This window comes from Pseudomonas sp. NPDC088368, from assembly GCF_044753445.1.
GTDB lineage: Bacteria > Pseudomonadota > Gammaproteobacteria > Pseudomonadales > Pseudomonadaceae > Aquipseudomonas > Aquipseudomonas bambusae.
Map to the genome: position 1 here is coordinate 1 of NZ_JBIVNG010000016.1, position 24,501 is coordinate 24,501.

Below are 24,501 nucleotides of genomic sequence, written 5' to 3' on the forward strand. Positions count from 1 at the left end.
GCCCGCGTCGCATTTTCCCTGATGCAGAACGAAGACGAATATGACGCAGGAAAGAGGGCTAAAAAGCATTGCCCTCAACCATAGAATCTCCCACGCCTTCGGCAGAAGCAGGTGAACGGCGCGGATCAAGCTTCTGATTCTGGCCGAAGGTCGTAGGAGTTGGCTTGCCTACGATCTGGCGCGAAGCGACAGTAAAATCGGTACCCGAGGTGTGTCCGAGAGAACCGGGTTGTCTGGTTCTACTGCTGCTACGCGACAGATCGCAGGCAAGCCAGCTCCTTCAGCAGAAGCAGGTGAACGGCGCGGATCAAGCTTCTGATTCTGGCCGAAGGCCGTAGGAGTTGGCTTGCCTACGATCTGGCGCGAAGCGACAGTAAAATCGGTACCCGAGGTGTGTCCGAGAGAACCGGGTTGTCTGGTTCTACTGCTGCTACGCGACAGATCGCAGGCAAGCCAGCTCCTTCAGCAGAAGCAGGTGAACGGCGCGGATCAAGCTTTTGATTCTGGCCGCAGGCCGTAGGAACGTTGCTTGCTCCGGGCTGCGATCAGACGATCTGGCGCGAAGCGGCAGCAAAATCTGTGCACGCGGTGTGTCTGGAGAACCGAGCAGGGCGCTCGCCCGCGACAGCGGACAAGCGCCACACGGGTCATGTGTTACGACGCAATCAACTGCCGCAGTACGTAGTGCAGAATCCCCCCAGCCTTGAAGTATTCGACTTCGTTCAGGGTATCGATCCGACACAGCACGTCGACGTTTTCTTGCTGGCCGTCTTCCCGGGTGATCTGCAGGGTCAGGCTCATACCCGGTTGCAGCGTCGCGCCGGTCAGGCCGGTGATGTTGAGGACTTCCTTGCCCGTCAGTTCAAGCGTCTTGCGGCTCTGACCGTTCTTGAATTGCAGCGGCAAGACGCCCATGCCCACGAGGTTCGAGCGGTGGATACGTTCGAAGCTCTCGGCGATGACCGCTTTCACGCCCAGCAGGTTGGTGCCTTTGGCGGCCCAGTCACGGCTGGAACCGGTGCCGTATTCCTGACCGGCGATGACCACGAGCGGCGTGCCTTCCTGTTGATAACGCATGGCGGCGTCGTAGATCGGCAGTTTCTCATCGGTCGGCACGTGCAGGGTGTAGCCGCCTTCTTCGTTGCCCAGCATTTCGTTGCGGATGCGGATGTTGGCGAACGTGCCGCGCATCATCACTTCGTGGTTGCCGCGACGTGAGCCGTAGGAATTGAAGTCTTTCGGCTCCACACCCTTGCTGCGTAGGTAGCGGCCGGCCGGGCTGTCGGCCTTGATGTTACCGGCAGGCGAGATGTGGTCGGTGGTCACCGAGTCGCCCAGGATCGCCAGCACGCGGGCCTTTTGCACATCAGCGATCACCGGCAATGGACCCGCCACGTCGTCGAAAAACGGCGGATGCTGGATGTAGGTCGAATCGTCCTGCCACACGTAAGTCGCCGCCTGTGGCACTTCGATGGCCTGCCATTGCGCGTCACCGGCGAAGACCTCGGCGTATTCCTTGTGGAACATGCCGGTGCTGACGTTCAGCACGGCGTCGGCAATTTCTTTTTGCGTCGGCCAGATGTCGCGCAGGTACACGGGCTGGCCGTCGCTGCCTTCGCCCAGCGGTTCGCTGCTCAGGTCCACGCGCACGCTACCGGCCAGCGCGTAAGCGACGACGAGGGGCGGGGAGGCCAGCCAATTGGTTTTCACCAGCGGGTGCACGCGGCCCTCGAAGTTGCGGTTACCCGACAGCACCGAGGCCACGGTCAGGTCCGATTGTTGAATGGCCTTTTCAATCGGGTCGCGCAACGGCCCCGAGTTACCGATACAGGTGGTGCAGCCGTAGCCCACGAGGTCGAAGCCGAGCTTGTCGAGGTATTCGGTCAGGCCAGCCGCCTTGTAGTAGTCGGTCACGACCTTGGAGCCGGGAGCCAGCGAGGTTTTCACCCACGGCTTGCGTTGCAGGCCTTTTTCCACGGCTTTCTTCGCCAAAAGGCCCGCCGCCATCATCACGCTGGGGTTCGAGGTGTTGGTGCACGAGGTGATGGCCGCAATGACCACCGCGCCGTTTTTCAGGCGATAACGATTGCCTTCATATTCATACTCGGCTTCGCCCACCTGCTCGGCGTTGCCCACGGCCACGCCACCGCCGCCTTCGCTTTCCAGACGGCTTTCATCGTGTTTGCTGGGTTTGAGCGCCAGGCCGAGAAAGTCGTCGAATGCTTGGGAAACGTCCGGCAGTGCGACGCGATCCTGCGGGCGCTTCGGCCCGGCAAGACTGGCGACCACCGAACCCATGTCCAGCTCCAGCGCATCGGTGAACACCGGCTCTTTGCCCGGCAAACGCCACAAGCCTTGGGCTTTGGCGTACGCCTCGACCAACGCCACCGTTTCATCCGGACGGCCCGACAGGCGCAGGTAGTCCAGCGTCACGTCGTCCACCGGGAAGAACCCGCAGGTCGCGCCGTATTCCGGGGCCATGTTGGCGATGGTGGCGCGGTCGGCGAGGGGCAGGTCAGCCAGGCCGTCGCCGTAGAACTCGACGAATTTCCCGACGACGCCTTTCTTGCGCAGCATCTGCGTAACGGTCAGCACCAGATCGGTGGCGGTGATGCCTTCTTTCAGCTTGCCCGTGAGCTTGAAGCCGATCACTTCGGGAATCAGCATCGACACCGGCTGGCCCAACATGGCGGCCTCGGCTTCGATCCCGCCCACGCCCCAGCCCAGAACGCCGAGGCCGTTGATCATGGTGGTGTGGGAATCGGTACCGACCAGCGTATCCGGGAAGGCGTACGTTCTGCCGTCTTCTTCCTTGGTCCAGACGGTGCGGCCGAGGTATTCAAGGTTGACCTGGTGACAGATCCCGGTGCCAGGCGGTACGACGCTGAAGTTGTCGAACGCGCTCTGGCCCCAGCGCAGGAAGGCGTAGCGCTCGCCGTTGCGCTCCATTTCGATGTCGACGTTTTCGCTGAACGCTTGTTGATCGCCGAACTTGTCCACCATCACCGAGTGGTCGATCACCAGGTCCACGGGGGAGAGCGGGTTGATGCGCTGGGGATCGCCGCCCGCCTTGGCCACGGCGGCGCGCATCGCCGCCAGGTCGACCACCGCGGGCACGCCGGTGAAGTCCTGCATCAGCACGCGGGCAGGGCGGTATTGAATCTCGCGGTCGGATTTGCGCTCGGTCAGCCAGGCGGCAAGGGATTTCAGGTCGTCGCCGGTGACGGTCTTGTTGTCTTCCCAGCGCAGCAGATTTTCCAGCAACACCTTGAGCGACATAGGCAGTCGGTCGAGGTCGCCGAGGGTCTTGGCGGCGTCGGGCAGGCTGAAGTAATGGTAGGTCTTGTTGCCGACGTCGAGTGTCTTGAGGCTTTTCAGGCTATCGAGGGAGGGCATGACTAACTCCTTGACGGGTCCGCACGGCGCGGACGGGCGTATCACACAAAACGGTAAGACGATGGGTTTGAGCCCTCTGCATGGCGGCTTTACACGGTCATTGAGTACTACTGGACCTTTGGCGTGGGCCAGTGGTTCCTGATTCCGCTATCATGCGCGGCTTTCGAGTCACTGAGGTGAAATCGCCTCAAGTATAGGACGCGTGGGCGATCTGCCCGGCGCGTCATGGAGAATTCCGTGAACACCCTTTTCATGCATTGCCGTCCCGGTTTCGAAGGCGAGGTCTGCTCGGAAATCAGTGAACACGCCGCGCACCTCGGCGTGTCCGGTTATGCCAAGGCCAAGCCCAATGCGGCCTGCGCCGAGTTCGTCTGCACCGAAGCGGATGGCGCCAAGCGCCTGATGGGAGGCGTGCGTTTCACCGACCTGATCTTCCCTCGCCAGTGGGCGCGCGGTGTGTTCGTCGAGCTGCCGGAAACCGACCGCATCAGCGTCATCCTGCAACACATGGCGGATTTCGCGACCTGCGGCAGCCTGTGGCTGGAAGTGGTCGACACCAACGACGGCAAGGAACTCTCGACGTTCTGCCGCAAGTTCGAAGGCCCACTGCGCAAGGCGCTTGAGAAGGCGGGCAAGCTGGTGGACAACGCCAGCCTGCCGCGTCTGCTGCTGACCTTCAAAAGCGGTCGCGAGGTGTTTCTGGGCCTGGCCGATGCTGACAATTCGGCGATGTGGCCCATGGGCATTCCGCGCTTGAAGTTCCCCCGCGAGGCGCCGAGCCGTTCGACGCTGAAGCTGGAAGAGGCGTGGCATCACTTCATCCCGCGCGATCAGTGGGACGAGCGTCTATCAGGCGACATGACCGGCGTGGACCTTGGCGCTGCGCCGGGAGGCTGGACCTATCAACTGGTGAAGCGCGGCATGTTGGTGACCGCCATCGACAATGGCCCGATGGCCGAAAGCCTGATGGACACCGGGCTGGTGCAGCACTTGATGGCCGACGGCTTTACCTACAAGCCGCGTCAGACCGTCGACTGGATGGTGTGCGACATCGTCGAAAAGCCTGCACGAAATGCTGCATTGCTGGAGACCTGGCTCGGTGAGGGGTTGTGCCGTGAGGCCGTGGTGAACCTCAAGCTGCCGATGAAGCAGCGCTATGCCGAGGTGAAGCGCCTGTTGGAGCGCATCGAGGAAGGGTTCAAGGCGCGGGGCGTCAAGGTGTCGATCGGCTGCAAGCAGCTGTACCACGACCGCGAAGAAGTGACCTGTCATTTGCGGCGGTTGGATATGAAACGCAAGGGGTGATGGTCGGGCTGGCGGTTATCCCGACGAACCGTGGCACCTGATTTTGCCGCCGCTACGCGACGGATCGTAGGCAAGCCAACTCCTACGCCTTCGGCAGAAGCGAGTCCTTGCGCGATCTGGGCTTTTGATTCTGCCCGGAGGGCGTAGGAGTTGGCTTGCCTACGATCTGACGCGTAGCGGCAGCAAGACCTGGCGCCTCAATGCATCAGGCTCTATGCGGGTTTGTGGCATATGGCGATGAGCAGTATATTGCCCACCAAGTCCTATGGGGGAGCGATCCAGTGCAGAAGGAACATTCGCAACGCGCGTCGGTGCTGCAGCATGTCAGCCTCAATGTTCGACGTTTGCGGCACGAGGCAGCATTGAGCCAGACCACGTTGGCGGAAAAATCTGGGGTCAGTCGGCGCATGCTGGTGGCCATCGAGGCGGGAGAGAAGAATGTCAGTCTGGCCACGCTGGACCGCGTTGCGGAGGCGCTGGACGTGGCGTTCAGTGATCTGATCCAGGCGCCTGACGGGCGCGATCCGAGCCGCATCAACGAAGTGGCCTGGGCAGGCGCCTTGCCGGAGAGTAAAGCGGTGTTGCTGGCCAAGGCATCGGCGCGGCATGGCGTGGAGCTGTGGGAGTTCTCGCTGGCGCCCGGCGAAGCGTACGCCTCTGAGGCTGACCCTAAGGGCTGGAGCGAGCAGGTCTATGTGATCGAAGGCTGCCTGAGCGTCGCATTTCCGGACGACACCCGACAGATCGCGGCGGGGGAGTTTTTCATGTTCGCCAGCGACCGGCCCCATGCCTATCGCAATGACGGGGATGTGGCGTTACGGTTTGTGCGCAATGTGGTGTCGTAAGCGATGGTGCGGCCGGCCGCGTTCCTGTAGGAGCGAATTCATTCGCGAGAAGCCGGTACATTCGATGGAGATGCATCGTCTGGAAACCGATTCGCGAATGAATTCGCTCCTACAGGTTTGAACCGCTCTATGGCCGGGGTTTGTAATCACACCCTAGATGTTGGTCAGGCAACAGCCCTTCAACACGTTGCCCGCTTTCACATCAGCAAATTCCTGATATCCCGGCACGCGCCGTGCCTTGCATCCTTCGTACCGAAACGGGCCGACCATCGTCCTGTTTGAATCCCTCCGCAGGCTCGCCATAATCGGGCAGGCGCGCCACTGTGGCGAAGACAAGGCAAAAACAATGACCTCACAACACAATCGACCTGACGCCGACATCCTGATCATCGGCGGCGGCCTCAGCGGCACGATGCTGGCCGTGAAGCTGCTGCGCCTGCCGGGAGAGCGGCGGATCGTGATCGTCGAGTCCCGCAGCGAACTGGGCCGGGGCGAGGCCTACAGCGCCACCGAATTGGGCCACACCCTCAACGGCAACGCCGCGCGCATGAGCGTCGACCCTGACGACGCCGATGACCTGACCCGTTGGCTGGGCGAGTTCATTGCGTCGGGCGGCTGGCCGGAGTCTGATCAGCAGCATGTGCCGCTCGCCGAGCTGTTTCCGCCTCGCGGTATTTTTGGACTGTACGTGCAGCAGCGACTGGCCGAGGCACAGGCGAAAGGCGCGCAGCACGGTTCGAGCGTCGAGCATGTGCGAGGAGAGGCAGCGGATGTGCAATCCGTGGCATCCGGCATTCGCCTCACGCTGGCTGACGGCACTGAGCTGACCGGGCGTTTCGCTGTGCTGGCCACCGGGATGTTCGCCGCCGCGCGCACGCCGCAAACCGACTCCAACGCCCTGAATGCTGCGGCCGTGGACCCATGGGACGTTGCTGCGATGCGTCATCTTGATCCTCAAGGCCGGGTGTTGATCATCGGTTCGGGTCTGACCATGGTCGATGCTGTGGTGTCGCTGGAACAGGCCGGACATCGGGGCCCCATTGACGTGTTTTCCCGGCATGGTTTGCTGCCGCACGTGCGCCGTCAGCCGCCTGCCTGGCCGGATTTTCTCGGCGCTGACCACAGCCTTCGCAGCCCCCGGCAACTGGTGCGCGCCCTGCGTGAACAGTGCGAGCAGGCCATCGCCCAAGGCATTGACTGGCAGGCGCCGCTGGACACCGTCCGGGTGCACATCCCGCGGTTGTGGAGTCAGGCGACTGACGTGCAGCGGCGACAGTTCGTACGCCATGTCCGCCCCTGGTGGGAAAGCCATCACCACCGCTCGCCACCGCCCAGCGCGGCCTTGTTGGAGCGGCTGGTGCAGGAGGGCCGTCTGAACATTCATGCGGCCTCGTTACAAGACGTGCAGGATCGCGAGTCGGGGCAGGTGCGCATCAGCGTGCGCTATCGCGGCGAGGATCATCCGACCGAGGTGCGCGGTGACGCGCTGATCAACTCGACCGGCATTCAATATGACTGGCGCCGGGTGGACCGAGCCCTGCCTCGGCAATTGCTGGCGCGGGGGCTGATTCAGCCGGGACCGCTGGCGCTGGGCATCGCTTCCGATCCGGGCGGCGCGGTGCTGGACGCCGAAGGGCGGGTGTCGTCTCGACTGTACGCCATGGGCCCGCCGCTGCGAGGGATGTGGTGGGAAAGCACGGCGGTGACCGATGTGGCGTTGCAGGCGAAGGCGCTGGCGGTGAGGTTGGCGGAGATTTCTGAAGGCTGACGCCAGACGCCTGCGGCCAGAATCAACGCCTGACAGCGTATCAAAGCCAAGATTGTGTCGACTCAGACACATTTCCGGCCCTCCATCCTAAAGGGCTATCCGAAAGAGCCGACAGCGTGGGATGGAACCGGTGAAACCGTGTGGGTTTTCCACGTGGTCGCAGGGCAGCCAGGGCTATGGAGGCGTTTTTTTCATGATGAGCTTGAGTTTCCGCAACCCGGCGGACGCGGCGTTGCTTGTGCAGCAGGCGACCGCTAAAAGTCAGCAAACCACTGAGGATTCAACTGACATACCCAGCGCGGCCGAGCAAATGCGCAAAAGCGTCGAGGTGCTGTTGTCGCCCGAAGCGCAGAAGGCGGCGAAAACCGGTGACAAGAACGCTGACATCGATGCCTCGAACCTGCCGGACCGGATCAAGGATCAGCTCAAGATGATCCGTTCGATACAGGCGCGCATCGCGCAAAAGATGAAGGACATGCAGGCCTTCATGAGTGATCACTCGCTGTCGCCAAAAGCACGCGAAGGCAAGATTCGCCAGTTGCAGATGGAGATCATGGCCATGTCCAACTCGTTGATCCAGGCCACGAACGAGCTGAACCAGTCGATGCAGCAAATGCACCTCTCGGTCGACGACCGGGTGCTGGCCGCCACGCTGGTGGGGCCGCAGCACGTTCAGTCCTGATCCAGAAGTCGAGGACCGGCGCCATCTTCGCCCAAGGTATCGCCTCGGTTGCGCAATGGGCAGGCCTCCATCGACAGGCAGCCGCAACCGATGCAGCCGTTGAGCTGGTCGCGCAGGGCCGTAAGGCGATGGATGCGCTCGTCGAGGTCGGCCTTCCAGCATTCCGACAGCCGGTTCCAGTCTTCAAGGTTGGGCGGACGATCCTGTGGCAGTGTGTCGAAGGCGGCCTGAATGGTCGCCAGCGGAATGCCCAGCCGCTGCGCCGTCTTGATCAGCGCCACCCGGCGCAGCACGTCCCGGGAGTAGCGGCGCTGATTGCCCGCATTGCGCTGGCTGCAGATCAGCCCTTTGGTTTCGTAGAAGCGCAACGCGGTGATGGCGACACCGCTGCGGGCCGACAGTTGGCCTACGGTCAGTTCTTGGGGCAGATGCTGAAATGCGGTTGAGCGCATGGATTCCTTCAATAGCCCGTTGATCAACAGGCAAAAGATGCTTGACCTCTAGTTAAGTGGAGGTTTTACCCTTCGCAACCTGCATTAACAACTGGCAGCGCCTGGACACACTGTCGCCCCTGACAATACGACGCAAGAAACGTAGTTCACGCGAAATCTCAATGCTGCACTTTGTTCTGCGACATCCGTTCATCTGTGGAGAGCGTTCATGACGTCACAAGACTCAAACCTTCCGTTCAGTCAGTTCGTCGAGTTCACGGTAGATCCCCGATACCACGCCGGTCTGGTGGCGGACCTGAATGAGCGCTTCGAGCGCTTCACCCGTACGTACCCCGGTTTCATCCGCGCCAGTGTGCATGTCAGTGAAGACCAGGGGCGAGTCCTCAGCCATGTGCTGTGGCAGTCCAAATCCGCCTGTGAACAGGCGTTCCGCAATGCCGAGCAGGGCGAAGGGGATTTGTGGGGATTGATTCGCAGGCACCGGACGACGGCGATGGCGTTCAACGCCTACGAAATGGTGGGAGAAATCACAGGGTCGCGTTGAATGTCTGCCGTTTCGCCGCTGTGGCAGTGACAGGAGGAGCAGGAATCGTCAGCCCGCTGCCGGACCTGTGGGAGACGCCGGAGGCACGACGGCAGCGATGGCGTCCGTTCACACCCCGCAGGACGTTGATTCAGACCGACAACTGCACCATCCGGTCGCCTTGCACCTGCTCGCCCGGTCGACGCTTGTTCACGGCCAACTCGCCGATTTTGATCAGCCGCGCCCGGATGACGTTGCGGCTCAAGCCCAACAGTTGCGCGGTGTGCACCTGGTTGTAGTGGCTGAAGCGATAAGCCGCGCGCAACAGCGCATCTTCGACTTTCTCGTGCAGCGCGCCTGCCTGCTCTTCAAACAACTTTTGAAACGCCCGGGCCAACAGCGCGTCGGTGGAGTCGTCGATAGCAGGTGATGCGTCGTCCTGACGCTCCAGACGCAGGTTCGACAGGCGCAGGTCGCTGGCCTGGACCACGCCGTTGCGGCAAATCAGCAGCGTGTGGTGAATGACGTTTTCCAGCTCGCGGATGTTGCCCGGCCAGCTGTAAGTGCGCAGCTTGTGCTCGGCGTCGCTGCTGATCTGGATCGGGCCGCAACCTAGGCGCTGGCTGTAAACCTCAATGAAATGACGGGTCAGCGGCATGATGTCGCCAGGGCGCTCACGCAGGGTGCTCAGCTCCAGGTTGACCACGTTGAGGCGGTAGAACAGGTCCTCGCGGAAGTGCCCGGCGTTGATCGCACGCTCCAGCTGCACGTTGGTGGCCGCCAGCACGCGGACGTTGATCGGCGTGCTTTTGCGTGAACCCAGCCGCACCACTTCACGCTCCTGCAACACGCGCAGCAGCTTCACTTGAATGGCCATCGGCAGGTCGCCGATTTCGTCGAGGAACAGCGTGCCGCCGTTGGCCTCTTCAAACCAGCCGGCCTTGGCGGTCAACGCGCCGGTGAACGCGCCTTTTTCGTGGCCAAACAGCTCGGCCTCGACCAGCGATTCGGAGAACGCCCCGCAGTTCACGGCCACGAACGGCTGATGGCGGCGGTCGCTCAGGTTGTGGATGTGACGGGCGACCAACTCCTTGCCGGTGCCGGTTTCGCCGATGATCAGCACGCTGGCATCACTGGGCGCGACCTGTTGCACGTGGGCCAGCAACGCTTGGGATTTCGGGTCTTCGAACACCTGTGCGGTGGCGCGGATGGAGGTCGCCAGGGCTGGGGAAGGCGGTAAGGTCAGTAGCTGCATGGGGATCACTTGTGGTTGAAACGGAACGCTGGCGGTCATGTGGGGGAACTCCGTGTACGAATGCCGCCGAATACCTTGTGGGAGCTTGCGGAGGTTAGGACGCTGGCGAAAGCGGTCGTGAGTCAGGCAAATCAATTCGCTGCCGTCCTAACCTCCGGCGTCTCCCACAGGTCATGCGGTGAACGGGTTACTTCTGCGGTGGCAAATCGTTGGCGATCATCTCGCCGAACGGCCCGGTCAGGTTGGTGATGCCACGCCCCGCCAGGCTGCGGTACGGTTCAGGCAGCAACGGGAATACCAGCTCGGCGAAGCGGTAGGCTTCTTCCAGGTGCGGGTAGCCGGAGAAGATGAAGCTCTCGATCCCCAGGTCCGCGTATTCCTTGATGCGTGCCGCCACTTCTTCAGGGTTGCCCACCAGCGCTGTGCCTGCACCGCCACGCACCAGGCCGACGCCGGCCCACAGGTTCGGGGCGATTTCCAGGTTGTCGCGTCGACCGTCGTGCAGGGCCGCCATGCGGCGCTGGCCTTCGGAGTCGAAGCGCGAGAAGGATTTCTGCGCAGCGGCGATGGTCTCGTCGCTGATGTGCTCGATCAGGGTGTTGGCGGCTTTCCATGCCTCCTCGCTGGTCTCGCGGACGATCACGTGCAGACGGATGCCGAACTTCACGGTGCGGCCATTGCGGGCGGCGCGTTCGCGGATGTCAGCCAGTTTTCCGGCGACTGCGGCAGGCGGCTCGCCCCACGTCAGGTACACGTCCACCTGCTCGGCGGCCAGCTCGTGGGCGGCTTCCGAAGAACCGCCGAAATACAGCGGCGGGTAGGGTTTCTGGATCGGCGGGTACAGCGCCTTGGCGTTCTGCACCTTGAGGTGTTTGCCTTCGAAATCGACAGCTTCGCCCTGCAACACGCGGCGCCAGATTTTCAGGAATTCGTCGGTGACTTCGTAACGTTCGCTGTGGTCAAGGAAGCTGCCATCGCCACGGTTTTCATCAGGGTCGCCACCGGTCACGACGTTGATCAGCAGGCGCCCACCGGACAGGCGGTCCAGGGTCGCGGCCATGCGCGCGGAGACGGTCGGGGAGATGATGCCCGGACGGATCGCCACGAGATAACGCAGGCGTTCGGTCAGTGGCACCAGCGCCGAGGCGATCACCCAGGAGTCTTCACAGGAACGACCGGTCGGGATCAACACACCGTGGTAGCCCAAGTCGTCAGCGGCCTGGGCCACTTGCTTCAGGTAATTGAGCGTGACCGGGCGCGCGCCCTTGGTGGTGCCCAGAAAATGGCCGTCGCCGTGTGTCGGTAGAAACCAGAAAACATCCATGAGAAATCCTTCGAGCGGGAATCGGTGGCTTTTGGAATAAGTGCGCTAGTTATAGAGGTTGTGATTTATTCCGTAAAAGAACTGAATTCCATATTTTTAGAACGTTCGGAGATATGCCCGGTTTTACGTTTTGAAACGTATGAGCGGCGCGGGATGTTATTGTTGTCCGCGATTCCAACTGTGGGAGCCGGCCTGCTGGCGAACACCACAGGTCCTTGACCGAGCCTGACCAAAAGAAGCCGCATGACCTCAAAAAAAGAAGTGGCGCCGTTGCCCGAAGACCTTCGGGTGTTTCTCACCGTGATCCGCAAGGCTGGCTTCGCGGCCGCCGCCGATGAACTCGGGCTGTCGCCTGCGTACGTCAGCAAGCGCATCCAGATCCTCGAATCGACCCTGGCCACGCGCCTGTTGCACCGCACCAGCCGCAAGGTCGCGCTGACCGAAGACGGCGAGCGCGTGCAGCGGTGGGCGGTGCGGATTCTCGAAGATTTTCAGTTGCTGCACGACGAATTGTCCGACGCCCATTCGGCGCCACGGGGCAAGCTGCATTTGTGCAGTTCGTTCGGTTTCGGCCGCAATCACGTCGCTCCGGCGATCTCGAAACTGGCCGAGGCGTACCCCGATCTGGAAGTGCGGCTGGACCTGTTCGACCGGGTGGTGGATATCGTCAGCGAGGGCTTCGATCTGGAGATCCGCGTAGGTGACGACATCCCCGGTCAGCACATCGGTCGCCAATTGGTGAGTAACCGACGGGTACTGTGCGCGGCGCCGGATTACCTGGCGCGTCGGGGCACGCCGCAGCAATTGGTGGACCTGGAACTGCACGACTGCCTGGTGATTAAGGAGCGCGACAACGCGTTTGGCATCTGGCATGTCGAGCGTGACGGCGTGCGGGAGAGCGTGCGTGTCAGCGGGCCGCTGTCGTCCAACAGCGGCGAGATCGTCCTGCAATGGGCGCTGGACGGGCGCGGGGTGTTGCAGCGTTCGCTGTGGGACGTCAAACCCTTTCTTGAGCAGGGGCGGCTGGTGCAGGTGCTGCCGGAATACACCGAGAGCGCCAACGTCTGGGCGGTGTACCCGACGCGGCTGGCCAATTCAGGGAAATTGCGGGTGTGCGTGGAGTTTTTGCAGGCGCATTTTCAGGGGTTGTCTTTGTAGAACACGTTTCGCGGCATGCAGCCTGAACCTGTAGGAGCGAATTTATTCGCGAAGGGGCCGGTGTGTCTGGCACCTCTCTATTGAATGTACCGACGTCTCGCGAATGAATTCGCTCCTACAGTTGGAATGGGTTTCGTCAGTAATGATTCAGGTTAGCCACGGGTTCTCTGCCAGATGCTTTTGCTGAAACGCGAGAATCTGTTCGCGCTTTTGCAGCGTGCTGCCAATGGCATCCAGCCCCAGCAGCAGGGCGTTTTTGCGCAGTTCGTCGATTTTGAACGGTATGACGCGTCCGTCTTGCAGGCGAATTTCCTGCGAGGGCAAATCCACTTCGATTTGCGCGCTGTCGGCCTGGCTGATCACCTGGCCCAAGGCCTGAACCTGCGCCTCGTCCAGCACGATGGTCAGCACGCCGTTGCGTTGGCAGTTGTCGTAGAAAATCCCGGCGAAGCTGCTGCCGATCAGCGCCTGAATGCCCATTTGCTTGAGGCCCCAGACCGCGTGTTCACGGCTCGACCCGCAACCGAAGTTCGGCCCGGTGACGAGGAATTTTGCCCCTTGCCAGCCCGGCTGATTGAGGATGAATTCAGGGTTCGGCTCGCCCGACGGCAGGAAGCGCAGGTCGAAGAACAGGCCGCGGTCCAGCCCGGCGCGGTCGATGCCCTTGAGGAATTGCTTGGGCATGATCACGTCAGTGTCCGTGTTGGCCGCCAGCATCGGCGCGGCCTTGCCGGTGACTTGGGTGAAAGGCTGCATCTCAGAAACTCCCTTGCAGGCTGCGAACGTCGGTCAGGTGGCCGGTGATGGCGGCGGCGGCCACCATGGCCGGGCTCATCAAGTGGGTGCGGGCACCGGCGCCCTGACGGCCTTCGAAATTGCGGTTGGTGCTGGACGCGCAGCGGTCGCCGGGGGCGAGCACGTCGTCGTTCATCGCCAGGCACATCGAACAGCCGGACTGGCGCCACTCAAAACCGGCATCGCGGAAGATCGACGCCAACCCCTCGGCTTCGGCCTGATCGCGCACGGCGGTGGAGCCAGGGACGATCATCGCCCGCACATGCTCGGCCACGTGTTTGCCGCGCACGACCTTGGCAGCGTCACGCAAGTCTTCGATGCGCGCATTGGTGCAGGAGCCGATAAAGGCGTGGCTGATGACGATATCGCTCAGCGGCATGCCCGCTTCCAGGCCCATGTAGGTGAGGGCGCGGCGCATGTCCTGGCGCAGGATCGGGTCGGCGATGGCCTCCGGGTCGGGAACGCTGCCATTGATTGCGGCGGCCTGATCCGGGCTGGTACCCCAGGTGACCATGGGCTGCAGGTCGCGGGCGTCGAGTTGGACTTCGCGGTCGAATACGGCGCCCGGGTCGCTGTGCAAGCCTTTCCATTTGGCGACGGCCTGATCCCACAGATCGCCTTTTGGAGCGAGGGGTTTGTCCTTGAGGTAGGCAAAGACTTTCTCGTCCGGCGCCATGAACGCGCCCCGTGCACCGGCTTCGACGGCCATGTTGCAGATGGTCATGCGCGCTTCGACGCTCAGGGCCGCGATGGTCGAACCGGTGAATTCGATGGCGTAGCCGGTGGCGCCTGACGCGCCGATCTTGCCGATCAGGGCCATGATCACGTCTTTGGAGGTCAGCCCGCTGGACAGGTCACCCTCGACGGTTACGCGCATGCTTTTCAGGCGTTTATAGACCAGCGTCTGCGAGGCCAGCAGGTGTTCGATTTCCGAGGTGCCGATGCCGAAGCCGAACGCGCCCAAGGCGCCGTAGGTGGTGGTGTGGCTGTCGCCCGCAGCGATGACCATGCCCGGCAGGATGAAGCCTTGCTCGGGGGCGATCACGTGTTCGATGCCCTGGCGTTTATCGAGGACGTCGAACAGTTCGATGCCGAATTTTTCGCAGTTGTCAGCGAGATAGGAGACTTGCAACGCGCCACCCGGATCGGCCATGGCGGCGACACGCTGAGGGGCGGTGGGGTTGACGTGATCGACCACGGCCAGTGCGGTCTCGGGGCGCCAGACATCACGCCCGGCTTCGCGCAGGCCGCTGAACGCCTGCGGGCTGGTGTATTCGTTGATCACCTGACGGTCGATGTAGAGCAGTACATGGCCCTGATCGTCGAGGTTGCACACGGTGTGCGAGTCGATGTGTTTGTCATACAGCGTTCTTGTTTGAGTCATGGAGAGGCTCGCTTGGAAGAGATCACGGCCAGACAGGCTGTAGTCAACATCTTAGGCAGGCGGGGAAGGGCATCAATGGCCGAAGGGTGTGGGCATGGGACATGGATCGTGTTTGATGGTGGGTGATGCTGACGGAGCACGTATTTCCTGTAGGAGCGCGCTTGCCCGCGATGGTGTCGTGTCAGTCGACCCCGCTGCGTCTGAAACACCGCCAAGGCCGTAGGAGCTGGCTTGCCTGCGATCTGCCGGGCACCGGCAGCAAAACCTGAATGCACGATTTGCCTGGCACACCGAGGTGCCTGGGTTTGCGACTGCTGCGCAGCCGATCGCAGGCAAGCCAGCTCCTACGGCCTGCGGCCAGAATCAAAGGCGGGACCGGTTGTATGCGGCACGCAAAAAAAAACAGGCGCCGAAGCGCCTGTGAAGGAGAGCACGTGAAGCTCTGCGAATCAGAAAATCTGGGTGAAGAACCAGTACAGGCCGCCCGACAGCAGGATCGCCGCTGGCAGGGTCAGGACCCAGGCCATGGCGAGGTTGCGCAGGGTGCGCATTTGCAGGCCTGAACCGTTGGCCACCATGCTGCCCGCCACGCCGGACGACAGCACGTGAGTGGTCGAGACGGGCAGGCCGTACATGTCCGCCGCACCGATGGTGACCATGGCCACGACTTCCGCCGAAGCGCCTTGGGCGTAGGTCATGTGGGTCTTGCCGATTTTTTCGCCGACGGTCACGACGATGCGTTTCCAGCCGACCATGGTGCCCAGGCCCAGCGCGAGGGCGACGGCCACTTTGACCCACAGCGGGATGAAGCGGGTGGCGGTGTCGATCTGCTGCTTGAACAGGTCCACCTTGCCCTGCGTGTCGGCGTCGAAATTGCCGACCTTGCCCTTGTCCATCAAACGAATGGCTTCGGACGTCAGGTACATGTCGTTACGCACGTTGGCGGTGGCTTCGGCCGGGACTTTGGACAGCGAGCCGTAGCTGGCGACCTGGTCACCGATCTTGCCCGCCATCACGGCCAGGGCTGGTACCAGTTCAGGCGTCGGCTGCTTGTCGCGGATGTAGGTGGACAGCGTCTGGCGCGAATCCGCAGGGGCCGGCGCTGGCGCCGCCTTGCTCAGGGCCTGTTGGGTGACTTGCGCCACCGCCGCAAATTGCAGCGACTGATCGGCAGGCATGGCGCGGTTCAGCGCGTAGGCCATCGGCAGGGTGCCGACCAGGATCAGCATGATCAGGCCCATGCCTTTCTGGCCGTCGTTGGAGCCGTGCGCGAAGGACACGCCGGTGCAGGTCAGGATCAGCAGGCCGCGAATCCAGATCGGTGGCGGGGTGTCACCTTCCGGAGCTTTATACAGTGCGCGGTTCTTCACCAGCAGGCGCAGGGCCAGCAGCAACAGGGCGGCGCAGGTGAAGCCCACCACCGGCGAGACCAGCAGCGAGTAGCCGATTTTGGTGGCTTGCGACCAATCCACGCCGCTGGTGCCGTCACGACCATGCATCAGCGCGTTCGCCACCCCTACACCGATGATCGAGCCGATCAAGGTGTGCGACGACGACGCTGGCAGGCCCAGCCACCAGGTGCCGAGGTTCCACAGGATGGCCGCGATCAGCAGGGCGAAGATCATGGCGTAGCCGGCGGAGGAGCCGACTTGCAGGATCAGCTCCACCGGCAGCAGGGCAATGATGCCGAACGCTACTGCGCCGCTGGAAAACAGCACACCGAGGAAGTTGAACAGGCCTGACCAGACCACCGCGACGTTCGGCGGCAAAGAGTGGGTGTAGATCACGGTGGCCACCGCGTTGGCGGTGTCGTGAAAACCGTTGACGAATTCGAAACCCAGAGCGATCAACAGCGCAACGCCAAGCAACAGGAACGGGGTCCAGGTCGTCACGACCGTGCCCAGATCGTCCATGTCCGACTTCAGGCTGAACGCCGTGTACAGCAGGCCCAGACCGAGTACGGCGAAGAAGATCACCATCGTCAGAACGCCGGGCTTGCGCCCGAATTGAGCACTCAGCCCTGCGCCTTTCAAGGAGCCTTGAGCCAATGTAGGGGTCGCCATGATTCACAATCCTGTTGAGATGGGATAGTGCCCATGATCATTACAAAATGTGACAGAGATGCGACGCACGACAGCCCTGTGGCGGATTTGTTGCGCTAAGGGATGGATGGTGCTCAAAAAAAAGTTTTGAGGATGCCAGAAGCGCGATAAGCGCCATCGCGAAACGGTCTAGGATCGGTGTCGATGGCCGCTAGCCTGAGGATAAAGCGTTCAACGCAATGACCCTCTGGACCGCAATACGGAGTGCCCCGCTATGAGCGATGTCAAGCCGGTGCTGAATGAGCCGTTCATTCAAGACCTGAGAGAAGATGATGAACTCCCCATCTCCAAACCTTTGAATATCATTTTCAAGACAGACCTTGCCGATATCGTGTTTCACGCGTTCAGCATCACGGATGCCGTAAGTGGTGAGATTCTGGCGTCGAGCAACCTGAGAAACGAGGGTTTGGGCAGCGAGCGCCCCGTGACGCTCGAATGGGGATTCAACCGTTTGGGGGACAAGGCACGCATCGGCAACAAAGCCAGAGCTTCGGTCCTCATCATCGACTCACATCAACAAAGAACAACCTACAGCGGACTGAAGCACGTTCTGAAGGCTTAGCTGACGCTGGCTCCCCGGCGGCACTTTCAATAATCCCGGCTCTTGCGAAACGCCCAGCGTCCCGCCACGAACGTGAACGTCGCCACCAGCGCTACCAGAATCCAGAACCCATGAGGATCGGTGGCAAGGGGAATGCCGCCAACGTTCATGCCGAAAAAGCCCGCGACGATGTTGATCGGCAGCGCCAGCACGGTCACGACGGTGAGGGTGAAAAGCGTGCGGCTGCTCTGTTCGTTGAGGTTGGCGGCGATTTCTTCCTGCAGCAGCTTGATCCGCTCGCCCAGCGCGGTGAGGTCACTGATCACCAGCGCTGACTCTTCGGTGGACTGACGCAGCTCTTGCAAGTCTTCTTCCAGCAGCCACTGCGGCGGGCGGTGCAGCAGGCGCATCAGCGAGCCCGGCTCCAGCGCCAGCAGCCGTTGCAGACGCACCAGCACCCGGCGCATGGCCCCCAGTTCGGTGCGGTTGTTGCTCAACCGCTGAGACAGCAACTGGTCTTCGATCTTGTCGACACTGATGCTGGTCTTGCGCATGAACTGCGCCAGCACGTCGCTCTGGTCTCGCAGTAAGTGGGCCAGCAATTCGAGCGGGGAGCGAAACGTTTCGCCGTGTTTGACCGACGAGCGCAGCTTGTCCACCGAACGCAATGGCTGATGCCGTGCCGAGATCATCAGGTTGCTGCGCACACAGACCCACAGCGTGGCAATGTCGGTGGAGACGCGGTTGAAGTCGAAGACCACGTCGTTGACCACTGCCAGCAGGGCCGAGTCCACATGCTCGATGCGCGTCGAGCGCGAGCCTTCGTGCAACGCTTCGAGGAATTCGTCCGGCAGTTCCAGATTGGTTTTCAACCAGCGTTCGCAACTGGCGTGGGCCAGGTTCAAGTGCAGCCAGATGAATTCGTTGTCGTCGGTCGGGTTGCGCAGGGTTTCCAGCGCCGTTGCCGCATCGATTTCTCGGGCGGACTCATCGGGACGAAAGCGGAATCCATACAGCAGACCGAAAATGTCGGAGTCCTGATGACGGGCAATGGTTTGATTCATGAAGGCTCGCAGGCGAGAGAGGCCGCTGAAGGCAGGATCTAAAGCGGCATCATCGCAAGCGGTTTTGACAGTTTTGTGACGGTTTGTATCGTTTCATGTTTGGGTGGCAGCGGGAGGTTCAGACCATTCCCAAACGCTGTTTGCGGATCGGCGCGGGCCATGAGGTGTCGATCAACAGCTCGTCCTCCAGCGTCAGCTCGATGCTTGCCGCTTCTGCGTTCAATTGCAGGTGGTGCGGGTCGACCGCTTTAGGGATGGCAATCACGCCGTCCTGTCGCAGCACCCACGCGAGGCTTATCTGCGCTGAAGTGACGTCGTGGCGCTGGGCGACTTCGAGGATGGCGGGGTTCATCAGCAGGTTGCCAGCCTGGCCGATGGGGCAGTAGGCCATCAGCGGCATGCTGGCGGTTTCCATCCACGGGATAAGGTCGTACTCAATGCCGCGCTCTTCGGGGTTGTAGAGCACCTGATTGGTGGCGCAGCGGGGGTCGTTCAATTCCAGCAAGTCCGACACGTCGAAGTTGGACACGCCCCAACGGCCGATCTTTCCGTCTTCGCGCAGCCGCTCGAAGGCTTCGACTGTTTCGTCGAGTGGGTATGGACCGGGCCAGTGCAGCAGATACAGGTCGATGAAATCGGTCTTCATCCGTTGCAGGCTGCGCTCGCACGCGGCGGGGATGCCCTTGCGGCTGGCGTTATGGGGGTAGACCTTACTCACCAGCGTGACCTGATCGCGTTTGCCCGCGATGGCTTGACCCACCACTTCTTCCGCGCCGCCGTCGCCGTACATCTCGGCGGTGTCGATCAACGTCAGCCCGAGGTCGATGCCCCGTTGCAGCGCCTTTACCTCGCCCTGCCGCTGATGCCGATCCTCCCCCATGCGCCACGTGCCCTGACCGATGACGGGAACGGTTTTGTCTGCCAGTTGGAGCGTGCGCATGGGGTGCCTCCTGCCGAATGGGGTATAGAACGATCAGGCAGTGTAGGCGGGGAGTGGTTCAATTTGAGAAGCAGCGATGAGTTTGGAGCGGCAAGCGGCGAGCAGATCGGCGGTATTACGCGAGTCCGCTTCTGGCCGGAGGCCGTAGGAGCTGCCGGGGTGGCGCTCCACCTTGCCTGCGATCTGCTGCGAAGCAGTAGTGAAACCCGGCGACTCGGTACACCTGACACACCGCATGCACCGGGTTTACTGCCGCTTCGCGCCAGATCGCAGGCAAGGTGGAGCGCCACCCCGGCAGCTCCTACAGATATTGATCTGCCCCTTTATTGAGATGCCTGTGCCTGCGCCGCCTGTTTATTCTCCCAACCCCCACCCAGCGCCAGGAACAAATCGATCTGTCCCATGGCCACCTGCGTATTCGCCGCCGCCAATTGCGCCGTGACGTCGGTGTAGGTGCGGGTGGCTTGCAGGTCGGCGAGGAAGGATTCGCGCCCGGCCATGAAAAAGCGGTGGGTCTGGTCGGCGGCTTGTCTGGCGGATTCTTCGGTGTCGGCCAGAGCGTCGCGGCGTTCCAGCAGGGCGGTGTATTGCGACAGGCCAGTCTGGGCCTCACGGATCGCGTTCAGCACCACGCCGTCAAAATGCGCCAGCGCCGCCTGATTCGAGGCTTCGGCCATGTGAATCCGCGCCCGTGCGCCGTTGGACGGGATGGTCCAGCTGATCACGCCGCCAAAGCCCCAGCGGTTGGTCGAAGGCTCGCCCAGTTCCTTGAGAATACCGACGGTGCCGACGGTCGCGCCGATGCTGATGTCCGGGTACAGCTCGCCGGTCGCCACGCCAATCGCCGCACTCGACACCGCCAGACGACGCTCGGCCTGACGCACGTCCGGGCGACGCTTGAGCAGCGCGGCGCCGTCGCCCACCGGCATCACCTGTGCGATGTGGGGCAGTTCAGCGCAATCCGCCACGCCTTTCGGCAGTTGATCCAGCGGTCGGGCCAGCAGCATCGACAGGCGATACATCCCGGCTCTTTGTGCGGCTTCGTAGCGCGGCAAGTCGGCGCGCAGGGATTTGAACTGGGTTTGCGAGCGCGTCACTTGCGTTTCGTCGCCACGACCGGCATCGCGCAGGCGTTGGGTCAGGTCGACGCTCTGCTTTTGCAGATCGAGCGAATGCAGGGCGATGTTGCGCTCTTCGTTGGCCGCGCAAATCTGCGTGTACGAACGCACGACGTCGGCCACCAGGGGTGATCCGCGCCGTGTCGACGGCGGCCTGAGCGGCGTCGGTGTTGGCTTCGGCAGCCTCGATCCCGCGCTGCAATACGCCGAACAGGTCGAACTGATAGGAGGTGGTCAAACCGATATCACCGACGTTGGCCACCGGCACTTTTTCCGGCAGCAGAAACGCCTGACCGGCTTCTTGCAAGCGTTGGGCCCCGGCCTTGGCGCTGTTGGTGAACCCTCCAGCGGCGTCGGCTTCATCAGTCTGATAACGGGCCCGTTGCAGGTTGGCGGCGGCCACCCGCAGGTCGGTGCTGGAGACCAGCGCCTGACTCACCAAGGTATCAAGGGTCGGGTCGTTGTACAGGCGCCACCAGTCGGCAGGCACCGGCGCGGAGACCACGTTGGCCGAACTGCCGGCGATCTCGCCCTGCAAGTCGGGCCGGTTGACCGCTGCGTCCTTCGGCAGCTTGTAGTCAGGGCCGACCACCGTGCAGGCCGACAGCAACAGGCCCAGGCCCGCGCTCAGGAAGGCCGCGCTGCGTTTCATTGGGCGGCTCCTTTCTGGGTGTTCTTGTCGGCGAGGGCGTCGTCGATGATCGACACCGTAGCGGTCCGCCCGGCAATCATGCGGAAGTCTTCCGGCACTTCGTCGAAGGCGATGCGCACCGGAATCCGTTGCGCCAGCCGCACCCAGCTGAATGCCGGATTGACGTTGGGCAGCAGGTTGGAGCCGCTGCTGCGGTCACGGTCTTCGATACCGGCGACGATGCTGACGACGTGGCCGCTCAGGCGGGCGTTGTCGCCGATCACGCGGATGTCCACTTTCGAGCCGATGTGAATCCCGTCGAGCTTGGTCTCTTCGAAATAGCCGTCGATGTGGTACGAGGCGCTGTCCACCACCGACAGCACCGGGCGTCCGGCGCTGACGAACTCCCGATCCCGAGGCGCGCGGTCGTTGAGGTAGCCATCGACCGGGCTGCGGATCACTGAGCGGTCGAGGTTCAACTGCGCGGCATCCACCGCAACTTGTGCTTCGTTCAATGCCGACAGGGCGCGGGCCTCCTTGGACTGGCTTTCTTCCAGTTGCTCGCGGGCGACGAGGTTGCCGAGGCCGCGGTTACGCTTGTTCTCGCGCTGGGCCTGTTCCCAGGTTTCCTTGCGGTCGGCCACGGTCGCCTGGGCCTGACGCAGCGCAAGGCGGAAGCGGTCCTGGTCGATGGTGAACAGGATCTGGCCCTTGGTGATGGCCTGGTTGTCGCTGACCGAGACTTTTTCGATCAGGCCGGACACGTCCGGGGCGATCTGGATCACGTCGGCGCGGATGTGGCCGTCGCGGGTCCAGGGGGCGTACATGTAATACATCACCATGCGCCAGACGACGACCGCGGCGAGCAGGATGACCAGCAATGTCAGGACCACACGGCCCAGCGTCAACAGAGGTTTTTTCATTTCATCAGGTATCGACTAAGGGTATCCACGACGCCGAGCAGCAGAGCGTATAGACCGACGTTGAACAAAGCCCGGTGCCAGACCAGGCGGTAGAAGTGGGCACGTGACAGCACGGCGTGCACCACCAGAAAAATCACGTAAGCGATGCCCATCAGCACCAGAAAGGTCGGCAGGAAAATCCCGCTGATGTCCAGATCACCAATCACAATGGCGCTCCATCGATGCCGTACGGCGGTTGTTCTTCTTGCTCGGCGAGCACGTCGACGATTTCCACACCCGGCAGCAGCGCCAGACGCAATCCGCTGAGCGCGTGCAGCAGGTGCAGGCGCGACTCGTCGTCGCCCATCCAGTCGAAGGTCAGCGAGCGGCGTGCGCGGTCCATGGTCATCAACAGACCTTTGGGCGCTGGCAAACGCTCGCGGGCCTTGAGGCATGCGCGGAAATACGTGCCCACTTCGGTGGCCACCTGACGCAGCAACTGGCGTGGCACCGCGTGCACCCGTGGCATGTAGGCCAGCAAATCGAGCATGTTCAGGGCCACTCGCACTTCACGCAGGGCAATGTTGGTGTCCTGGGCGGTGATGGTCAGGCGCGGCAAATGCTGCATCAGCCGGTCGAGCATGCGCACGCCCATGCGCCGGTGTTCGGCCAGGCTCGCTTCCTCGCTTAGCGAAACGATGTCGTTCCAACTGAAGCGTGTCAGGCGCTTGGCCGCCACTTCGGTGCCGAACGGGCGCACGATCAGGGTCCAGACGAAGGCGAACGCCAGGCCCACGGGACCGGCAATGTTGGAATTCACGAAGTTCAGGAAGTCGGCGTCGTAGGCGCTTTGAATGCTGATGAACGACGAGGTGTTGACGATGGTCAGCAACGTGCCGAGGTAGAACTTCGGTTGCACGGTGAGGGTGCCGACGCAGATGAACGGCACGGCGAATGCCAACACTAGCATCGGAAAGTCGTGCAGGTTCGGTAACACCACGAACAGGTAGAGGCTGGCGAAAACCACCGACAGCATCGTCCAGAAAAAGAAGCGGTAAATCTGCGGAGCGGGGTCGTCCATGGCCGCGAAGAAGCTGCACGCCACTGCGGCCAGCGCGACGGCACTGGCGCCGTCCTGCCAGCCCAGCAGAATCCACAGCACCGAGGCGACGATGATCGCGCTGACCGAGGTGGCCACTGAGTACAGCATCATGCCCTTGTCGAGGAACGGCGACAGGCGCCCCAGCCGCCAGTGCCGATAGACCGCGCGCCATGGGCGGTGATCGTCGGTGGTGATGGCGACTTGCAGGCTGCGGCAGTCCTGCCACAGATCGATCCATTCGCGCAGGCGATAGAGCACGTTGGACAGCAGCAATTGCCGCCGGTCATCCAGCTGCGCCGGGGTCGGTTGCAGGCGGTCGAGTTCAGTGTGCAGCGCTTCCCAATAGTTGATGGGCGCGCCGTCGGTGGTCTTTTCCACCCAGTCGCGGCATTCGAGGATCAGCGGCGCGACGTCGGCCACCAGTTCGGGGGTGCGACGTTCCAAGGCCCACAAGGCGTCGTCAAGGGCGTCGATCACTGGCAACAGGTGAATCATGCGTCCGCGCAATTCCTTGGCGTTGCGCACGGTCTGGCGGTGTGTGCCTTCGTGGGGCAGCTGGCCGATCATCAATTCCAGGGTGTTGAAGGTGCCAACCATGGCCGTCCGCAGGGCGCCGACCGTTTCCGGCGTCGCACGACGAGAGAGAAACAGGTCGCTGTAGGTCGAGGCGTCCTGGAACCACTTGCCCATGGTGTCGACCAGCACTGGCGCCAGGCGCCGGGGCCAGAACATCGCGCCGACCACGGCGGCGCAGACGATGCCGAGCAAAATTTCTTCGGTCCGTGACACGGCGACGTCAAACACCGCTTGCGGGTTGTCGACCACGGGGAAGGAAATCAGCGGCATGGTGTAGCCCGCGAGCATCAGCGCGTAACTGTTGGCGGTGCGCAAATGCAGGGACAGGTAGAGCAGGGTGCCGGTCCACAGCGCGATCACCGTGGCCAGCAAAAAAGGCGTCTGCACGAACATTGGCACCAGCACGACGGAAGCCGCCGCTCCCAGGAATGTGCCCGCTGCGCGGTACAACGCCTTGGAACTGGTGGGGGCGACGAAAGGGCTGGAGACGATGTAGACCGTCGCCATCGCCCAGTAGGGGCGGGGCAATTCGAAGATCAGCGCGATGTACAGCGCGAGCATCGACGCGGCGAAGGTGCGCACGCCGTAGAACCAGTCGCGGGAAGGGGGGACGCCCTGAAAGAAGCCCTGAAACATGC

19 protein-coding genes and 1 pseudogene are annotated in these 24,501 nt (G+C 62.3%); 7 read left to right on the plus strand and 13 right to left on the minus strand.

What is annotated here, in order from left to right; genetic code table 11:
- Window positions 1-654: 654 nt before the first annotated feature.
- The gene (gene acnA, locus ACIQAL_RS28525; protein WP_401151391.1) at window positions 655-3,396 is read right to left on the minus strand and encodes an aconitate hydratase AcnA; all 2,742 of its coding nucleotides are present in this window, start codon (window positions 3,394-3,396) and stop codon (window positions 655-657) included.
- Window positions 3,397-3,633: 237 nt separating this feature from the next.
- Between acnA and rlmM the strand changes: the two genes are divergently transcribed.
- From rlmM to ACIQAL_RS28545, 4 genes are all read left to right on the plus strand, one after another.
- Window positions 3,634-4,701 (plus strand): 23S rRNA (cytidine(2498)-2'-O)-methyltransferase RlmM, encoded by a 1,068-nt coding sequence (rlmM, locus tag ACIQAL_RS28530; RefSeq protein WP_401151394.1) that lies wholly within the window; start codon window positions 3,634-3,636, stop codon window positions 4,699-4,701.
- Between the two features lie 281 nt (window positions 4,702-4,982).
- Complete coding sequence (locus ACIQAL_RS28535; RefSeq protein ID WP_401151397.1) at window positions 4,983-5,546, plus strand: helix-turn-helix domain-containing protein; 564 nt, start codon at window positions 4,983-4,985, stop codon at window positions 5,544-5,546.
- A gap of 346 nt (window positions 5,547-5,892) precedes the next feature.
- Window positions 5,893-7,314: an FAD/NAD(P)-binding protein gene (locus tag ACIQAL_RS28540; protein ID WP_401151400.1), complete on the plus strand. Its 1,422-nt coding sequence runs from the start codon at window positions 5,893-5,895 to the stop codon at window positions 7,312-7,314.
- Between the two features lie 193 nt (window positions 7,315-7,507).
- Window positions 7,508-7,996: a hypothetical protein gene (locus tag ACIQAL_RS28545; RefSeq protein WP_401151402.1), complete on the plus strand. Its 489-nt coding sequence runs from the start codon at window positions 7,508-7,510 to the stop codon at window positions 7,994-7,996.
- On the opposite strand, the gene soxR is transcribed toward ACIQAL_RS28545, so the two are convergent.
- Window positions 7,987-8,448, minus strand: coding sequence for a redox-sensitive transcriptional activator SoxR (gene soxR / locus ACIQAL_RS28550; protein WP_401151405.1), 462 nt, complete (start codon window positions 8,446-8,448; stop codon window positions 7,987-7,989). The two genes, ACIQAL_RS28545 and soxR, sit on opposite strands and share 10 nt — an antisense overlap.
- A gap of 208 nt (window positions 8,449-8,656) precedes the next feature.
- Here soxR and ACIQAL_RS28555 point away from each other — a divergent pair, with 208 nt between their 5' ends.
- Window positions 8,657-8,992 (plus strand): antibiotic biosynthesis monooxygenase, encoded by a 336-nt coding sequence (locus ACIQAL_RS28555; protein WP_401151407.1) that lies wholly within the window; start codon window positions 8,657-8,659, stop codon window positions 8,990-8,992.
- A gap of 130 nt (window positions 8,993-9,122) precedes the next feature.
- On the opposite strand, the gene ACIQAL_RS28560 is transcribed toward ACIQAL_RS28555, so the two are convergent.
- Both ACIQAL_RS28560 and ssuD read right to left on the minus strand, forming a co-directional pair.
- Window positions 9,123-10,226: a sigma-54 interaction domain-containing protein gene (locus ACIQAL_RS28560; protein ID WP_401151604.1), complete on the minus strand. Its 1,104-nt coding sequence runs from the start codon at window positions 10,224-10,226 to the stop codon at window positions 9,123-9,125.
- 187 nt (window positions 10,227-10,413) lie between these two features.
- On the minus strand, window positions 10,414-11,550 hold the full coding sequence (ssuD, locus tag ACIQAL_RS28565) for an FMNH2-dependent alkanesulfonate monooxygenase (RefSeq protein ID WP_166598483.1): 1,137 nt from the start codon (window positions 11,548-11,550) through the stop codon (window positions 10,414-10,416).
- Between the two features lie 243 nt (window positions 11,551-11,793).
- On the opposite strand from ssuD, the gene ACIQAL_RS28570 reads away from it, so the two are divergent.
- Window positions 11,794-12,708, plus strand: coding sequence for a LysR substrate-binding domain-containing protein (locus tag ACIQAL_RS28570; protein WP_401151409.1), 915 nt, complete (start codon window positions 11,794-11,796; stop codon window positions 12,706-12,708).
- Between the two features lie 147 nt (window positions 12,709-12,855).
- Here the strand turns inward: ACIQAL_RS28570 and leuD are convergent, their stop codons facing one another.
- The 3 genes from leuD to ACIQAL_RS28585 form a co-directional block, all read right to left on the minus strand.
- Complete coding sequence (leuD, locus tag ACIQAL_RS28575) at window positions 12,856-13,464, minus strand: 3-isopropylmalate dehydratase small subunit (protein ID WP_401151412.1); 609 nt, start codon at window positions 13,462-13,464, stop codon at window positions 12,856-12,858.
- Window position 13,465: 1 nt separating this feature from the next.
- Window positions 13,466-14,887: a 3-isopropylmalate dehydratase large subunit gene (leuC, locus tag ACIQAL_RS28580; protein WP_401151414.1), complete on the minus strand. Its 1,422-nt coding sequence runs from the start codon at window positions 14,885-14,887 to the stop codon at window positions 13,466-13,468.
- A gap of 449 nt (window positions 14,888-15,336) precedes the next feature.
- Window positions 15,337-16,950: an inorganic phosphate transporter gene (locus tag ACIQAL_RS28585; RefSeq protein ID WP_401151416.1), complete on the minus strand. Its 1,614-nt coding sequence runs from the start codon at window positions 16,948-16,950 to the stop codon at window positions 15,337-15,339.
- 253 nt (window positions 16,951-17,203) lie between these two features.
- On the opposite strand from ACIQAL_RS28585, the gene ACIQAL_RS28590 reads away from it, so the two are divergent.
- Window positions 17,204-17,551: a hypothetical protein gene (locus tag ACIQAL_RS28590; protein ID WP_401151419.1), complete on the plus strand. Its 348-nt coding sequence runs from the start codon at window positions 17,204-17,206 to the stop codon at window positions 17,549-17,551.
- A gap of 26 nt (window positions 17,552-17,577) precedes the next feature.
- On the opposite strand, the gene ACIQAL_RS28595 is transcribed toward ACIQAL_RS28590, so the two are convergent.
- The 6 genes and pseudogenes from ACIQAL_RS28595 to ACIQAL_RS28620 all read right to left on the minus strand — a co-directional run bounded on the left by ACIQAL_RS28595 (window position 17,578) and on the right by ACIQAL_RS28620 (window position 24,499).
- On the minus strand, window positions 17,578-18,594 hold the full coding sequence (locus ACIQAL_RS28595; protein ID WP_401151422.1) for a transporter: 1,017 nt from the start codon (window positions 18,592-18,594) through the stop codon (window positions 17,578-17,580).
- 118 nt (window positions 18,595-18,712) lie between these two features.
- A complete protein-coding gene (locus tag ACIQAL_RS28600; RefSeq protein ID WP_401151424.1) occupies window positions 18,713-19,534 on the minus strand; it encodes an aldo/keto reductase in 822 nt (273 codons plus the stop codon).
- Window positions 19,535-19,857: 323 nt separating this feature from the next.
- Window positions 19,858-21,304 (minus strand): annotated as a pseudogene (locus ACIQAL_RS28605) (efflux transporter outer membrane subunit).
- On the minus strand, window positions 21,301-22,206 hold the full coding sequence (locus tag ACIQAL_RS28610) for an efflux RND transporter periplasmic adaptor subunit (RefSeq protein ID WP_401151427.1): 906 nt from the start codon (window positions 22,204-22,206) through the stop codon (window positions 21,301-21,303). Before ACIQAL_RS28610 ends, ACIQAL_RS28605 begins: the two are co-directional and overlap by 4 nt.
- Window positions 22,203-22,412, minus strand: coding sequence for a DUF1656 domain-containing protein (locus ACIQAL_RS28615; RefSeq protein WP_166598493.1), 210 nt, complete (start codon window positions 22,410-22,412; stop codon window positions 22,203-22,205). The genes ACIQAL_RS28610 and ACIQAL_RS28615 overlap by 4 nt, the downstream gene beginning before the upstream one ends.
- Complete coding sequence (locus tag ACIQAL_RS28620; RefSeq protein WP_401151607.1) at window positions 22,409-24,499, minus strand: FUSC family protein; 2,091 nt, start codon at window positions 24,497-24,499, stop codon at window positions 22,409-22,411. Before ACIQAL_RS28620 ends, ACIQAL_RS28615 begins: the two co-directional genes overlap by 4 nt.
- Window positions 24,500-24,501: the final 2 nt, after the last annotated feature.